This is a genomic window from Prauserella oleivorans (assembly GCF_042685745.1).
In the GTDB taxonomy this organism is placed as follows: domain Bacteria; phylum Actinomycetota; class Actinomycetes; order Mycobacteriales; family Pseudonocardiaceae; genus Prauserella_A; species Prauserella_A oleivorans.
Genome location: NZ_JBHUNT010000001.1, coordinates 3,070,743 through 3,085,236 on the forward strand (window position 1 = coordinate 3,070,743; position 14,494 = coordinate 3,085,236).

16 protein-coding genes and 1 pseudogene are annotated in these 14,494 nt (G+C 71.9%); 8 read left to right on the top strand and 9 right to left on the bottom strand.

The genetic code is table 11. The features are described 5' to 3' along the window. Nucleotides 1–7: 7 nt before the first annotated feature. Nucleotides 8–598 carry a TetR/AcrR family transcriptional regulator gene (locus ACFSZT_RS14915; RefSeq protein WP_377391848.1) on the bottom strand — a complete coding sequence of 197 codons (591 nt, stop codon included), beginning with the start codon at nt 596–598 and terminating at the stop codon, nt 8–10. Nucleotides 599–683: 85 nt separating this feature from the next. Here ACFSZT_RS14915 and ACFSZT_RS14920 point away from each other — a divergent pair, with 85 nt between their 5' ends. Together ACFSZT_RS14920 and ACFSZT_RS14925 are read left to right on the top strand one after the other, a co-directional pair. Then, the gene (locus tag ACFSZT_RS14920; protein WP_377391845.1) at nt 684–2,282 is read left to right on the top strand and encodes an AMP-binding protein; all 1,599 of its coding nucleotides are present in this window, start codon (nt 684–686) and stop codon (nt 2,280–2,282) included. 39 nt (nt 2,283–2,321) lie between these two features. Next, nucleotides 2,322–5,495 carry an acetyl-CoA carboxylase family protein gene (locus ACFSZT_RS14925; RefSeq protein ID WP_377478271.1) on the top strand — a complete coding sequence of 1,058 codons (3,174 nt, stop codon included), beginning with the start codon at nt 2,322–2,324 and terminating at the stop codon, nt 5,493–5,495. 45 nt (nt 5,496–5,540) lie between these two features. Here the strand turns inward: ACFSZT_RS14925 and ACFSZT_RS14930 are convergent, their stop codons facing one another. After that, the gene (locus tag ACFSZT_RS14930; RefSeq protein WP_377391839.1) at nt 5,541–5,951 is read right to left on the bottom strand and encodes a four-helix bundle copper-binding protein; all 411 of its coding nucleotides are present in this window, start codon (nt 5,949–5,951) and stop codon (nt 5,541–5,543) included. 109 nt (nt 5,952–6,060) lie between these two features. Between ACFSZT_RS14930 and ACFSZT_RS14935 the strand changes: the two genes are divergently transcribed. After that, on the top strand, nt 6,061–6,390 hold the full coding sequence (locus tag ACFSZT_RS14935; protein WP_377391836.1) for a hypothetical protein: 330 nt from the start codon (nt 6,061–6,063) through the stop codon (nt 6,388–6,390). 41 nt (nt 6,391–6,431) lie between these two features. Then, nucleotides 6,432–6,995: a hemerythrin domain-containing protein gene (locus tag ACFSZT_RS14940; RefSeq protein WP_377391833.1), complete on the top strand. Its 564-nt coding sequence runs from the start codon at nt 6,432–6,434 to the stop codon at nt 6,993–6,995. Here the strand turns inward: ACFSZT_RS14940 and ACFSZT_RS14945 are convergent. Beyond that, nucleotides 6,976–7,812: a TetR/AcrR family transcriptional regulator gene (locus tag ACFSZT_RS14945; RefSeq protein WP_377392025.1), complete on the bottom strand. Its 837-nt coding sequence runs from the start codon at nt 7,810–7,812 to the stop codon at nt 6,976–6,978. The genes ACFSZT_RS14940 and ACFSZT_RS14945 overlap by 20 nt on opposite strands. A 10-nt stretch (nt 7,813–7,822) precedes the next feature. Here ACFSZT_RS14945 and ACFSZT_RS14950 point away from each other — a divergent pair. Beyond that, a pseudogene (locus ACFSZT_RS14950) lies at nt 7,823–8,516 on the top strand (excinuclease ABC subunit UvrA); the annotation flags it as partial. Between the two features lie 59 nt (nt 8,517–8,575). Beyond that, nucleotides 8,576–9,067, top strand: a complete 492-nt coding sequence (locus tag ACFSZT_RS14955; protein WP_377391830.1) for a glutathione peroxidase — start codon at nt 8,576–8,578, stop codon at nt 9,065–9,067. Nucleotides 9,068–9,070: 3 nt separating this feature from the next. On the opposite strand, the gene ACFSZT_RS14960 is transcribed toward ACFSZT_RS14955, so the two are convergent. After that, nucleotides 9,071–9,229 (bottom strand): hypothetical protein, encoded by a 159-nt coding sequence (locus ACFSZT_RS14960; RefSeq protein ID WP_377391829.1) that lies wholly within the window; start codon nt 9,227–9,229, stop codon nt 9,071–9,073. Between the two features lie 77 nt (nt 9,230–9,306). Next, nucleotides 9,307–9,510 carry a cold-shock protein gene (locus tag ACFSZT_RS14965; RefSeq protein ID WP_377391826.1) on the bottom strand — a complete coding sequence of 68 codons (204 nt, stop codon included), beginning with the start codon at nt 9,508–9,510 and terminating at the stop codon, nt 9,307–9,309. A 372-nt stretch (nt 9,511–9,882) separates the two neighbouring features. On the opposite strand from ACFSZT_RS14965, the gene ACFSZT_RS14970 reads away from it, so the two are divergent. Further along, nucleotides 9,883–10,095 (top strand): hypothetical protein, encoded by a 213-nt coding sequence (locus ACFSZT_RS14970; protein WP_377391823.1) that lies wholly within the window; start codon nt 9,883–9,885, stop codon nt 10,093–10,095. A gap of 66 nt (nt 10,096–10,161) precedes the next feature. Here ACFSZT_RS14970 and ACFSZT_RS14975 read toward each other — a convergent pair whose 3' ends face one another. Both ACFSZT_RS14975 and ACFSZT_RS14980 read right to left on the bottom strand, forming a co-directional pair. Further along, nucleotides 10,162–11,256 carry a M23 family metallopeptidase gene (locus tag ACFSZT_RS14975; RefSeq protein ID WP_377391820.1) on the bottom strand — a complete coding sequence of 365 codons (1,095 nt, stop codon included), beginning with the start codon at nt 11,254–11,256 and terminating at the stop codon, nt 10,162–10,164. Nucleotides 11,257–11,440: 184 nt separating this feature from the next. Further along, nucleotides 11,441–12,466 carry a cation diffusion facilitator family transporter gene (locus ACFSZT_RS14980; protein WP_377391817.1) on the bottom strand — a complete coding sequence of 342 codons (1,026 nt, stop codon included), beginning with the start codon at nt 12,464–12,466 and terminating at the stop codon, nt 11,441–11,443. A 119-nt stretch (nt 12,467–12,585) separates the two neighbouring features. Here ACFSZT_RS14980 and ACFSZT_RS14985 point away from each other — a divergent pair, with 119 nt between their 5' ends. After that, complete coding sequence (locus tag ACFSZT_RS14985; RefSeq protein WP_377391814.1) at nt 12,586–12,972, top strand: ArsR/SmtB family transcription factor; 387 nt, start codon at nt 12,586–12,588, stop codon at nt 12,970–12,972. A 12-nt stretch (nt 12,973–12,984) separates the two neighbouring features. Here ACFSZT_RS14985 and ACFSZT_RS14990 read toward each other — a convergent pair whose 3' ends face one another. Both ACFSZT_RS14990 and ACFSZT_RS14995 read right to left on the bottom strand, forming a co-directional pair. After that, nucleotides 12,985–13,161 (bottom strand): hypothetical protein, encoded by a 177-nt coding sequence (locus ACFSZT_RS14990; RefSeq protein WP_377391811.1) that lies wholly within the window; start codon nt 13,159–13,161, stop codon nt 12,985–12,987. A gap of 13 nt (nt 13,162–13,174) precedes the next feature. Beyond that, complete coding sequence (locus ACFSZT_RS14995) at nt 13,175–14,431, bottom strand: NAD(P)/FAD-dependent oxidoreductase (protein ID WP_377391808.1); 1,257 nt, start codon at nt 14,429–14,431, stop codon at nt 13,175–13,177. Between the last annotated feature and the right edge of the window lie 63 nt (nt 14,432–14,494).

The following is a 14,494-nucleotide window of genomic DNA, read 5'->3' on the forward strand; positions in this document are numbered from 1 at the left end:
CAGCCCGTCACTCCAGGCCGGTCAGCTCCAGGTAGAGCGCGATCAGTGCCTCGGTCAGTTCCGGTTGCCGGGCGGGTTCGACGGCGGCTTCCTCGGCGAACCGCATCACCACACCGTTGATGGCCTCGGACACCAGTTCGGGGTCCACCGGTGTCCGCGCCCGGCCCTGCTGGACGAGTCGCCGGAGGAACCGGGCGTGCCGGCGGGTGGCGCGGTCGTGGATCTCCGCGCGCAGCGCGCGCATGCGCGGGTCCGACAACGCCTGGTGGGCGATGATGGTGAGCATTCCGGCGTGCCGGACGTAGGCGTCGAGGTAGGCGGTCAGCGTGCTGCGGATCGTCTCGCGCGGAGAGGAGGTGTCGGCACGCTCCTGCAGGGCGAGGAACTCGCCGCGCACCCGGTCGACGAGCGCGTTGAACACCTCGTCCTTCGAGGGGAAGTAGGAGTACACGGTCGGCCGGGTCACGCCGGCTTCAGTGGCGAGCGCGCCGATCGTAGTGCGCGCGTACCCCAGGCGGCAGAACACGCGCTCCGCCGCGTCGAGTAGGAGCTCGCGCTTGTCGGCGAGATCCAGCGCCCGGCTGCCGATCCCGCTCATCGTTCCTCCCGCTGTCGGACACCCATGCTACTTGACAGCACTGTAAAGTAGCAGCACCAACGGGTGAGCGTCTCGAGGAGGAGACATGGCCGGTCTACCCGACATCGCACAGCGGACGTTGCCCGCCGCCTACGAGCGGGTGCTCCAGGAGCGGCCGGACGAGCTCGCCCAGCGCGACCGTACGGGCAGCTGGACCTTCGCCGAAAGTCACGACCGGTCGCTGCGGCTGGGCGCGGGCCTGCGGGCTCTCGGTGCCGGGCGAGGCGACCCGGTGGCGCTGCTGCTCGACAACTCGCTCGACGCGGTCCACACCTGGTCCGGCATCGGGCTGAGCGGCCTGATCGAGGTTCCGGTGAACACCGCCTACGTCGGCGCCTTCCTCACCCACGTGCTCAACGACTCCGGAGCCGCGGTCGCCGTGGTGGAGGGCCGCTACGTCGAGCGGATCCTGGCCGTCGCGGACGAGCTCACGTCGTTGCGGACCCTCGTCGTGCGCGGCGATGCGGCGGCGGCCGACGAGGCACGCCACCGGTTTCGGGTCGTGCCGTTCGGCGAGGTGGAGTCCACGACCCCGGGCTCGCCGGTGCCGGTCGGCCCGGGCGAGCTGCACGCCTACATGTACACCTCCGGCACCACGGGCCGGTCCAAGGGCGTGCTCATCTCCCACGCGCACGCCTACACCTACGCCTCCCGCGAGGACCAGGACCGGCCCCGCCCCGGCGACCGCATCCTCGTGACCCTGCCGCTGTTCCACCTGGCCGGCCAGTGGTACGGCGTGTACCAGGCCCTGATCCACCAGGTGCCGTGCGTGCTCGAGCCCGCGTTCTCGGTGAGCCGGTTCTGGAACGTGGTGCGCGAGCACGATGTCACGGTCACCGTCATGCTGGGCGCGATGGCGGAGCTGCTCCAGCAGCAGGCTCCGCGCCCGGACGACGCCGACAACCCGCTGCAGCTGGCGATCATGGCGCCACTGGCCAGTGACGTGCAGGGCTTCCGCAAGCGGTTCGGCATCGACGTCGCCGCCGTCTATGGCATGAGTGAGATCGGCTGCGTGCTGAACGGGCCGCCGGAGACCATCGTCGGCGGCGAGTGCGGATTCCCGCGGGACGAGTACGACCTGCGGCTCGTCGGCGACGACGGCCGCGACGTCGGCGTCGGCCAGGTGGGGGAGCTGTGGGTGCGCCCGCGGTATCCCGAGACCGTGATGGCCGGCTACCACAACCTGCCCGAGAAGACCGCCGAGACACTGCGCGACGGCTGGGTGCACACCGGCGACGCGTTCCGGCGCGACGGGGCCGGCCGGTTCTTCTTCGCCGACCGGATGAAGGATGCGCTGCGCCGGCGCGGCGAGAACATCTCCAGCTTCGAGGTGGAACGGGTCATCAACGAGTACCCGGAGGTGTACGAGAGCGCGGTGGTGGCCGTGCCGTCCGAGCTCACCGAGGACGAAATCAAGGCCGTCGTCGTGCCGAGGGAGGGCCGGACCGTCGACCCCGAGCAGCTGACGCGGTTTCTCATCGACCGGCTGCCGTACTTCATGGTGCCGCGCTACCTCGAGTTCGCGTCCGAGCTGCCGAAGACACCCACCCAGAAGATCCACAAACACGTGCTGCGCGAGCGGGGCGTGACCTCGGACGTGTGGGACCGGGAGGCCGCGGGCATCGTGCTCCGCCGGCCTCGTTGACCAAGCGACAGCACTCAGACATCGAAGGGAACCACCGGCGTGCCCGTCAGCAAGCTGCTCGTCGCCAACCGGGGCGAGATCGCCGTCCGCATCCTCGACTCGGCCGCGGTCCTGGGCATCCCCACCGTCGCCGTCCATCCCGGGGACGACGCGGACTGCGCCCACGTCCACCGGGCCGACGAGGCCCTGCGGCTCGACGGCTCCGGCCCGGCCGCCTACCTCGACGCCGAGCAGCTCGTGCGGGCCGCGCAGCGCACCGGATGCGACGCCGTGCACCCGGGATACGGCTTCCTGTCCGAGAACGCCGCCTTCGCTGCCCGGTGCGCCCGGGCCGGGATCACCTTCGTCGGCCCGGACCCCGAGACGATCGAGCTGCTCGGCGACAAGGCCCGCGCGCGTGCCCGGGCGCGCGAGCTCGGCATTCCGGTGCTGGACGGCACCGACGGCCCGACCGACCTGGAGGCCGCGCGGGCGTTTCTCGACGCGCTCGGTCCCGGAGGTGCGGTGATGGTCAAGGCACTCGCGGGCGGTGGCGGGCGGGGCATGCGGCCGGTGCTGCGGGCCGAGGAACTGCCCGGCGCGTTCGAGCGGGCCCGCTCCGAGGCGGAGAACGCCTTCGGCGACGGCGCGCTCTACGTCGAACGGCTGCTGCCGCACGCCCGGCACATCGAGGTCCAGCTGGTGGGGGACGGCACGGGCGCCGTGACCCACCTCGGCGACCGCGACTGCAGCGTCCAGCGGCGCAGGCAGAAACTCGTGGAGATGGCCCCTGCACCCGCGCTGGCCGCCGGTGTCCGGGAGCGCCTGCACACCGCGTCGGTCGCGTTCGGACAGTCGATCGCGTTGCGCGGACTGGCGACCGTGGAGTTCCTCGTCGCCGGGACGGAGATCGCGTTCCTCGAGGTGAACCCGCGCATCCAGGTAGAGCACACCGTCACCGAGGAGGTGACGGGCATCGACCTCGTCGAGGTGGCCCTGCGGATCGCGGGCGGAGCGACCCTGGCGGAGCTCGGCCTCGACGCACCGGTGTCCCCGCGCGGAACGGCCGTGCAGGCGCGCGTCAACACCGAGACCCTCCACCCGGACGGCACGGTCCACCCTGCTGCCGGCGTGCTCACCACCTTCCAGCCGCCGGCAGGCCGGGGCGTCCGCGTGGACACGCACGGCTACGCGGGATACGAGGTCGGCGCCCGCTACGACTCGCTGCTGGCCAAGGTCGTGGTGAGCGATCCCGGTGACGAGCCACGGCGTGCCCTCGCCCGGGCCGAGCGCGCCCTTGCCGCGTTCACGGTCGCCGGGGTGGCGACCAACATCGCGCTGCTGCGGGCGGTGCTCGCCCGCTCCGAGCTGGCCGACGGCCGGACGCACACCGCCTTCGTCGAGGAGCACCTGGACGAGTTCGCCGTCGCCGAGGAGCCCGGGGACACCGAGATGTCCGCGCCGCCCGGCACGGTCGCCGTGCCGAGTCCGCTGCAGGGGGTGGTGGTGGAGATCGACGTCGAACCCGGTGACGTGGTGGCGGCGGGCGCGCCGGTGCTCGTGCTCGAGTCGATGAAGATGGAGCACGTCGTCTCGGCGCCCGTGTCCGGAGTGGTGCGGGAGATCCCGGTGAAGGCGGGCGACACGGTGCGCGCCGACGCCGCCGTGGCGTTTCTCGAGGAGGACCCGGAGGCGGGCGAAACTGCCGAGAACGTCGTCACACACGATCCCGACCACGTCCGGCCGGATCTCGCCGAAGCGCTCGAGCGGCACCGGATCGGCCTGGACGAAGGGCGCCCCGAGGCCGTGGCCCGGCGGCACGAGGCGGGCAGGCGCACCGCCCGCGAGAACATCGCCGCCCTGTGCGATCCCGGAACGTTCACCGAGTACGGGGCACTCGCCATCGCCGCGCAGCGACAGCGCCGGTCGCTGGAGGACCTCATCGCCCGCACGCCGGCCGACGGCCTGGTCACCGGCACCGCGCGCGTCGGTGGCAGCCCGTGCGCGGTGATGTCGTACGACTACACCGTGCTCGCCGGGACCCAAGGAATCCAGAACCACCGCAAGACCGACCGGCTCTTCGAGCTCGCCGCTCGCAGGCGGCTGCCGCTCGTGATCTTCGCCGAGGGCGGCGGCGGACGCCCGGGGGACACGGACACCTCCGCCGTGGCGCAGCTCGACGTGCCCACGTTCCGGCTGGCCGCCGAGCTGGCCGGGAAGGTTCCGATGGTTGCGGTGGTGTCCGGCTACTGCTTCGCGGGCAACGCCGCGCTCGCCGGTTCGTGCGACGTCATCATCGCCACCGAGGGCAGCAGCCTCGGCATGGGCGGGCCCGCGATGATCGAGGGCGGAGGCCTCGGCACGGTCGCCCCGGAGGACGTCGGGCCGATGCCCGTGCAGGTGGCGAACGGCGTCGTCGACGTGCTGGTGGCCGACGACGCCGAGGCGGTCGCGACCACCCGGCGCTACCTGTCCTACTTCACCGGCGCGACGACCGACTGGGAGTGCGCCGACCAGCGGCTCCTGCGGCATCTCGTCCCGGAGAACCGCCTGCGGGCCTACGACGTGCGGCCGGTGATCGAGACGCTGGTCGACACCGGCAGTCTGCTCGAGCTGCGGGCCGGATTCGGCGTCGGCATCATCACGGCGCTCGCCCGGCTCGAAGGACGGCCGGTCGGGCTCATCGCCAACAACCCCCGGCACCTCGGCGGCGCCATCGATGGCGACGCCGCCGACAAGGCCGCCCGGTTTCTCACCCTCTGCCAGGCACATGGCCTGCCGGTGGTGTCCCTGTGCGACACGCCGGGGTTCATGGTGGGGCCCGACGCCGAGCGCACGGCCACGGTCCGCAGGTTCGGCGCGATGTTCGTCGCGGGCGCGCGGCTCACCACGCCACTGTGCACCGTGGTGCTGCGCAAGGGGTATGGACTCGGAGCCATGGCGATGGCGGGCGGCGACCTCAAGGCTCCGGTCATCACGGTGAGCTGGCCGACCGGCGAGTTCGGTGGCATGGGGCTGGAGGGCGGGGTGCGCCTGGGGTACCGCAAGGAGCTGGAGGCCATCGCCGACCCCGAGGCTCGGCACGCGCGGTACCAGGAGCTCGTGGCGCAGGCCTACGAGCGTGGCAAGGGACTGAGCACGGCCGCCGCGTTCGAGATCGACGACGTCATCGACCCGGCTGACACCCGCGCGGTGCTCACGCGGACGCTGGAGGTCGCGGCCGAGCGGGACTGAGCCGCTGGGCCGGTCGCGTCGCGAACCCGCCGGCCGCGGTGCGTGTCAGCCCAGGCCGTCGAGTAGCTCCTGGCAGGCCCGCTCACACCGGCGGCACGCCTCGGCGCAGACCCGGCAGTGCTCGTGCTCGGTGGCGTGCAGGTCGCATTCGTCACCGCACGACTTGCAGACGGTCGCGCACGCCTGCAGCACCGCGCGCGTGATGTTGGCGTCGTAGCCGGTGTGACGGGACAGCACCCGTGCCGTCGTGTCGCAGATGTCGGCGCAGTCCTCGTTGGTGCGGATGCACTTGCGTAGCATGGGGAGCATGTCGTCGCGTTCGGACAGACACGCGTCGGCGCACGCCGTGCAGGCCTGGGCGCAGGCGATGCACTCCTCGACGCAGCGCACCAGCGCGTCGCGGTCGACGCCGCCCAGATCGGCGGGGTAGGTCCGGATCATCTCGGCGACAGGCATCGGTTCGGTGTCCTTCCGGCTCGGCGGGTTGGGTGACACTCCACGTCTGCCCGCGCAGGAGCGGCGGGAAACGAGTGTCGGACCGGGCGGTACGGGCTACCCCGGGCGCATGACCGAGCTGACGAGTTTCGTGCTGGCCCGGCTGGACGACGACGAGCGGCGCTACGAGGACGGCGTCCTGCCCACCCTGGACGAGGCCGAACGTCGTGGTCGTCTGCGCATCCTGCGCAGCGACGACGCTCAGGGCCTGCTGCTCCTGCCCGGGCCGGTGCAGGCCGCGGAGGAGCGGGTGCCGGTGCCGTTCCCGGAGAAGGCCGCCTACCTCCGCCGGGAGATCCGGGAGCACGGGGACGGCGACACCGCACGTCTCATCGCCTCCGTCTACGCGGCACACCCGGACTGGCGCGAGGACTGGGAGGTCACGAGCCCCGGCGGCTGAGCCCCGCGACGGTTTCCCACCACGACCGAAGGAGCGACACCATGACGAGCGCACAGCACAAGGACCTCGTCGACGTCATCATCGACGACCACCACGCCTTCGAGCGGGTGTTCCGGGAGCTCGAGGACCGCAGTGCCGACCCGCAGCGCCGCCGGGACCTCGCCGACCACGTCATCACCGAACTGGTGCGGCACTCGGTGGCCGAGGAACAGTTCATGTACCCGGCCGCCCGGCGCTACCTCGAGAACGGTGACGAGCTCGCCGACCACGAGATCGCCGAACACGCCGAGGCGGAGCGGACCATGAAGGACCTCGAGGGTGTCGAGCCCACCGATCCGCGGTTCGACGAGCTGGTCGGCAGCCTGATCGAGGAGGTCCGCCACCACGTGGAGGACGAGGAGAACGACCTGCTGCCGAAGCTGCGCCAGGCCTGCGGACAGCGGGAGCTGCGGGACCTCGGCGAGCAGGTGCTGCGGGCGAAGGAGACCGCGCCCACCCGGCCGCATCCGATGGCGCCGGACACCCCACCCGCGAACCGGATCCTCGACGCGGGCGCCGGCCTGATCGACCGGATGCGCGACAAGCTCACCGGCCGGGCCCACTGACCTCCGTGCCCGTGGGAGGTCGCCCGGCGCTCCCGCGGGTAGCGGTCTCGATGCCGTCCAGCAGTGCGCGCAGGCCGAACTCGAGACTCTCCCGTGCCGCCCGCTCCAGGTAGGGCGCCGACTCGTCGGCGAGGTCGTAGGTGCCTTCCTCGGCGAGCCGGCTCAGGGTGGGGAAGCGCTCGGCGAAGTCCGGCGCGACCTCGTGCAGCATCGCGGAGCGGGCATTCCACCAGTCGTCCTCGGACACCCAGGTGGCCGCGAACGCGTGCCGGGTGTCGGCGACGGTCTGCGCGGCCCCGCGCACGAGGGAGAACAGCGCCGAGGTCGCCTGGCGCAACCGTGGGCCGCGCAGGCCGGACGCGCTCAGGAGCCGCATGGCGTGCTCCAGCACCAGGTATTCGTGCGGGCCGAGCACAGGCCGCGCCTGCGACACCTGCAGCACCCACGGGTGACGCAGCAGGAACCGCCATAGGTCCTCGGCCCAGTCTGTGATCGCCCGGCGCCAGCCGTGGCCTGGGGAGTAGTCGCCGGCGAGCTCGGCGAACGCCTTGTCGTACATCAGATCGACGAGCTCGCCCTTGCTCGGCACATAGGTGTAGAGCGCCATCGCGGTCCGGCCGAGCCGACCGCCGACCGCCCGCATCGACAGTGCCGCCAGGCCCTCGGCGTCGGCGATCTCGATGGCCGTGTCGACGATGAGATCCACCGACAGCCCGGGTTTCGGACCGCGTCCGGGGCGGCCGGACGCTGTGCCGGTGTCCCGCGACAGCAGGGCCATGGTCCGCCGGGGGTCTCCCTGGCCCGCGAACACCGCCACGTCCTTCGGCAACCCCGCCACCTACACCGGCCTGCTCGACCCGATCCGCGCCGAGTTCGCGCGGGAAAACGGGGTGAAGGCGTCGCTGTTCAGCGCCAACTCGCAGGGCGCGTGCCCGCACTGCAAGGGGATCGGCCTCGTCTACACCGACCTGGCGATGATGGCCGGTGTCGCTACGGTGTGTGAGGAGTGCGAGGGCGACCGATTCACCCCGGAGGTGCTCCGCTACACGGTGCGCGGCAGGAACGTCAGCGACGTTCTCGAGATGTCGGTGCGCAGGCGCGGGAGTTCTTCCCCGCGGGACAGGCGCGAGTGATCCTCGACCGGCTCTCCGACGTCGGCCTCGGCTACCTCACGCTCGGGCAGCCGCTCACCAGCGTGGTGAGCGGCAGCGGCTCAAGCTCGCCATCCACATGGCCGAGAAGGCCGCCGTCTACGTGCTCGACGAACCGACATCCGGGTTGCGCCTCGCCGATGTCGACCAGTTGCTGGCCCTGCTCGACCGGCTTGTCGACAACGGCAACACCGTGATCGTCATCGAGTACCACCAAGCCGTGATGGCGCATGCCGACTGGATCATCGACCTGGGTCCGGGTGCCGGTCACGACGGCGGCCGGATCGTGTTCGCCGGCAGGCCCGCGGACCTGATCGCGCACGAGGGCTCGCTCACCGCCCGCCACCTGCGGGACTACGTCGGTGTGTGAGCACACGACGGACTGTAAGGTGCGGACCGGTAGCCCGATCACGACCGAGGACGGAGCCTATGTCGATTGCCGAGATCGAACTTCGCACCCTGTCCGGTGAGCCGGCCACGCTCGGGGGCCTCGGCTGCCGCGTGCTGCTGGTGGTGAACGTGGCGTCGAAGTGCGGCCTGACGCCGCAGTACGCAGGCCTCGAACGGCTGCAGCAGCGGTACGGCGACCAGGGGTTCTCGGTGGCGGCCTTCCCGTGCGACCAGTTCGCGGGGCAGGAGCCCGGAACCCCGGAGGAGATCGCGCAGTTCTGTTCCGCCACCTACGGGGTGACGTTCCCGGTGTTCGAGAAGATCGACGTGAACGGGCCGAACCGGCATCCGCTCTATGCGGAACTGGTCACCGTGCCGGACGCCAACGGCGAAGCAGGTGACATCCAGTGGAACTTCGAGAAATTCCTGGTCCGCGGCGACGGGGCGGTGGCGGCGCGGTTCCGCCCGCGCACGGAGCCGGAGTCGCCGGAGCTGGTCGAGCTGATCGAGAAGGAACTGGCCCGAAGCTAGCGGTCAGTCCTGTGTAGACAGGAACGGAGCGTTCAGATACCGCTCGGCTCCAGGGGTTTCGGCCGGCCTTGCGTAGTCCACCGGCTGTTCGTCGGACGGATTGCTGAACACCACCGGGTGCACGGGATCGTCCTGCCCGTGCGGTGGCCTGGGTACTGCCATGAGCACCTCCTTCTACGACGCGAACCCCCGTCCACGACCGGCAGCGCCGGCCGTGGACGGGGGAACGCCGATGTTGCTCAGAGGCCGCGAACGCCGGTCGCCTGCGGGCCCTTGGCACCCGCGGCAACGGTGAACGACACGCGCTGGCCCTCGTCGAGGTTGCGGAAGCCGTGGCCGTCGATCTCCGAGTAGTGCACGAAGACATCAGAGCCACCGTCGTCGGGAGAGATGAAGCCGAAGCCCTTCTCGCCGTTGAACCACTTCACGGTTCCCTCAGTCATACAAGTCCCCTTCCAGGAGCTGGTCGAACCGGAATCGCACCGTGCGAAACCGGTAAAGCCGCAGGTCAAGACGGCCACCGTTCCAGCTTCTGGCAAGAGACAAGCGACACGCCCGCACCGAATTCCGCGGAGCGTGGAGAACACGAACACGCAAAAAATGCGACTGCGCCAACGACGTTACCACGGCACGGCGCCGCGTGGGGCGCCCAGGGGTGCGCGAGTCGGAAGCCTTCCGGATCGCCGGGCCTCGGCGTAGGGTCACCGACGGACCCATCGTTGGAGTTCGTTCCTGGCGGCCGCACGCCGGTATGCACGTCCCCGGCCTGTCCACACGGTCTGCGGCGCCGCCCACCCCGAGGAAACGGAGTACGCATGGACCAGTCGAGCGGCGTTCGCACCCGCCACGAGCAGGGCCGCTTCGCCCGCGCCAAGGCCGAGGCCAACGGGGTGGAGAGCAGGCAGCGCGCCCGCGCCGCCGTCACCGTGGCGTCCCACGCCTCCGATGTCCACGACTGTGCTGAATTGCTGTCCATGCTCGGCCTGCACCCGGCGCGCACGCCCGGCGACGTGTCGGCATCTGCCTGACCCGCGGGTCCAGCCGGTCCGTTCGTCCATTGTGGCCGGACGGACCGGCGGCACCGTTGCGCTGCCTCAGATCGAGACGCCCTGACTGCGCAGCCACACCAGCGGATCGATCTTGTGGCCGCCCTCGTGCACCTCGAAGTGCAGGTGCGGACCGGTGGACTGGCCGCGGTTGCCGATCGTCGCGATCTGCTGACCCGCGCCGACGCGCTGGCCCACGGAGACGAGCGACTCGTTGATGTGGCCGTACACGGTGATGAGGCCGCCGTCGTGCTGTACCCGCACCCACATGCCGAACCCGCTCGCCGGGCCTGAGGAGATGACCTCACCGGGCAGGGTCGAGTAGATCGGGGTGCCGATGCTGTTGGCGATGTCGATGCCGTAGTGCACGGTGCCCCAGCGGGCGCCGTAGGTGGAGGTCAGGGTGCCGTGCGCGGGGAGCACCGCGCCGCCCGACCCGCTCGCGTTCATCTGCGGCGCGGAGGTCGACCCGCTCGCGCCGGCCTGGAGGGCCTGCTTGCGGGCGAGCAACCGGTCGATGTCGTCCTGGGCGGACTCCTGCTCCCGCTGCGCGGTGGCGTAGGCGCGCTCGGCAGCGGTCTTGGCCTCCGCGGCGGTGCGCTCGTTCCGGCTCGCCTGCTGCAGCGCAGCCTGCGCCGACCGCTCGGCGTCGGTCTTGGCGTCGAGGGCCGTGCGCATGCGCTGCAGGACGTTGAGCTGGTCATCGCCGATGGCGTTGAGCAGCGAGGCGCGCTCCAGCATCTCGGTGGGGCTCTCGGACCCGAGGTAGGCGGTCACCGAGCCCACCGTGCTGCCCTGCCGGAAGCTCGCGGAGGCGAATCGGTCGACGTCGCCCTGCATGGCCTGGACCCGCTGGGCGGCCGCCTTCGCCTCGGTGCTCGACCGTTCGGCCCGGGCGCGGGCATCCCGTGCGGCCTGGCTCGCCGTGCGGTGCCGCTGCTCGGCGGCGGTGAACGCCTCGTACGTCCTGGCCAGTCGTGCCTGCGCGTCGCGAAGGTCGTTCTCGGCGGCCTCGATCTGCTCGGCGAGCGAACCGGGGTCGGACTGCGCGACAGCGGTCGGGGATGCGAGAGCCGCGACCATCGCCACTGCGGCGATCGTCGCGGCGGGCACCGCCCGAGTGAGCGCACGACGCACACTCATGCGGGGTCTCCAATTGTGGTCCAGGGGCACGCGGGGGAACGTGCCGCTCGGGTCGGGGGCAGGGCGACTATGCGCGGCCCCGACCGGGTGAATCCACAACCTTTGACATGTGCCACAACGATTCGATCACGCCGGAGCCACGATACGACCCTGGGTACTTGACCGAATGCGAGGCGTGAGGTGCTCAGCTGAGCGTCTCGTGTGCCCGTTCGGCGCCAGTCGCCGGCTCGGTGTGCACGGCCGCGGCGGTCAGCCGGGGAACGGTCCGGGTCAGCCGGTGTTCGACGGCGTGGGCGATGTCGTGTGCGGCGCCGACATCGAGGGCGTCGTCCACGGTGATGGCGAGTTCGGCGCGGAGACTGTGGCCGATCCAGCGCATGCGGACCTCGCGGACCGCGAGCACGCCCGGGACCTCCGCGGCGGCATGCTCCACGCGCTCGACGAGCTCGGGATCCACGGCGTCCATCAGCCGGCGGAGCACCTCGCGGGCGGCATCCCGGAGGACGACGAGGATGGCCACCGTGATGGCGAGGCCGACGAGCGGGTCGGCGATCGGGAACCCGAGGCCGGTGCCCACGGCGCCGAGCACCACGGCCAGCGACGTGAACCCGTCCGTGCGGGCGTGCAGGCCGTCGGCCACCAGCGCGGCGGACCCGATCTCGCGGCCGACCCGGATCCGGTACCGCGCGACCAGCTCGTTGCCCACGAAGCCGATCACCCCGGCGAGCAGCACGGCCCACAGGTATCGCATCGATTGCGGGTCGGCCAGCCTGCGCACCGACTCGTAGCCCGCCAGCAGGGCGGACGTCGCGATGAGCACGACCACCACGATTCCGGCGAGGTCCTCGGCGCGGCCGAACCCGTAGGTGTAGCGACGGGACGCCGCGCGCCTGCCGAGCACGAACGCGATGGCCAGCGGCACGGACGTCAGGGCGTCGGCGACGTTGTGGATCGTGTCGCTCAGCAGGGCCACGGAGCCGGTGAGCAGCACGATCGCCAGCTGCGCGACGGCCGTGCCGAACAGGGCGACGAAGGACCAGACCAGCGTGCGCAGCCCGCGCGCGCTGGTTTCCAGTGCCGTGTCCACGCGGCCGGCGCTGTCGTGCCCATGCGGGGTGAGCAGGTGGCGCAACCGCTGCCCGAGTCGTGCGTGTCCGTGTCCGTGCCTCTGTCCGTGTCCGTGCCCGGTGGGGTTCGTGCCGTGCGTCATCGTGCCGCCTTCGTCCGCAGTTCCGGCCACCTGCGCAGCCGCCACACGGCAGCGTATCTGCGCACTCACGCAGATACGCAACTACGCTGCTCCGCGGCCTGGCCCGGTACCGTGTCGGCATGCACACGTCCGCGTCCGAGTTCGACATGCCCAACGACGAACAGGTCCACCTCGCCGCGGAGACGTTCCGGCTGCTGGCCGATCCGACGCGCATCAAGGTGCTGTGGGCGCTGCTGCAGGGCGAGTCGTCGGTGGCCTTCCTTGCCGAGCTCGCAGGCGCCTCCCCGACGGCGGTCAGCCAGCACCTCGCCAAGCTGCGGCTCGCCGGACTCGTCACCGGGCGGCGCGAGGGCACGTTCGTCTACTACTCCGCCGCCAACAACCACGTGCGCGGGCTGCTGGCGCAGGCGCTCTTCCATGCCGACCACCTCGACCGGGACCTGCCGGGCGCGCCGAACGCCCACGAGGATCTCGCCCACCACGACCGCCCCCGCAGCAGGGCGTAGCCGGCAAGCACGTCACCGCGCCGGGTCGTGCGGTGCCGGCCGGCGCGCCGGCCACGCGCCCGCATCCCGCGCGAAGCCGGCGGCGAGGCGGAGCAGGACGTCACGCTCGGTCCGGAGCAGGGCGTTCTCGTCCCGGAGCCAGTCGAGTTCGGCCCGCTCGTCGGCCCTCAGCGGGCGGTGGCCGCTCACGCCCGGCTCCCCGTCAGCGCAGCGGATCGCATGCCCGCAGTTCCCCGGGCCGGACCCCCGTGGCGATCTCCTCCGCGAGCAGCCGGCCGGTCACCGGGCCCTGGGTGAGGCCCCACATCCCGTGGCCACCCGCGACGTACACCCCGGGCTCGGCGACTGCTCCGACCAGCGGCCTGCCGTCGGTGGTCACCGGGCGCGGCCCGACCCACTCGTCGGTGCGCTTCTCCCAGCACACGCCGGTGAGCAACGGACGAGCGGACTCCACGATCGCCGTGACGCGGTCGGCGTCCGGGGGATCGTCGGGGCCGCGGAACTCCATCGTTCCTGCCACCCGCACGCCGTCCCGGTACGGCGTGCAGGCCACGCGCACGCCGGGCAGGTACAGCGGACCTGGCACCGGCCGCTCGGTGGGCACGGTGAAGGAGTAGCCGCGGCCCGCGCGGACCGGCACGCGTACCCCGAACCGACGGGTGAACCGGCCCAGCCACGCGCCCGTCGCCAGCACCACCGCGTTGCCCGACACGGTGTCCCAGGATGCCGACACGACGGTGGTGGCGTTGCGGTGCCTGCGCAGGGCGACGGCGTCGAACCCTGTGCGGAGAACACCGCCGCGTGCCCGCACCGACTCCGCGAGCGCGTGGACGAACGCACCCGGATCGACGTAGCGCTGCCCGGCCAGCCGCACGGCCGCGCCGAGCCGGTCCGACGCCTGGGGCATGGCGTCCCGCAACGCCGACCCGGTGAGGCACTCGAAGCTCACCGCCTGGCCGACGCGCTCCAGCCGGTGCAGTTCGCGCACCAGTGCGGTGGCGTCCGACGTGGCCTCGAACCCCGCGGTGATCGGCGCCTCGATCGTGGGGACCAGGACGCCGCCGTCGGCGAGCGCGTCGAACGCCCCGAGGCAGTCGAGGTTGAGCGGCAGGTTGGCCAGCGCCGCCCGTGCCCACGAGCGCCACGTGCAGTGCGCGGCGAACCGGAGCAGGAACCGCCACAGCGCCGGGTCGACACGCGGGGGGACGTGCAGCGGCGCCCGCGGGTCGAGCACGGTGCGCAGGCCGTAGCGCAGCACCGCCGGTTCATTGAGCGGCACGGCCAGTCCAGGGGAGAGCCAGCCCGCGTTGCCCCAGGACGCTCCGGCGGCCACCCCGGTGCGGTCCACCACCGTCACCTCGACGCCGCGCTCCTGGAGGAACCACGCGGTGGAGAGCCCCACCACGCCGGCGCCGACCACCACCGCCGTGCGCGGACCACGGCCGGTCCTGCCGTCCATCGACACCTCCTCACGCCACAGCCGGTTCACCGGCTCTCGACGTCGAGGATCCAGCGGGCGCGG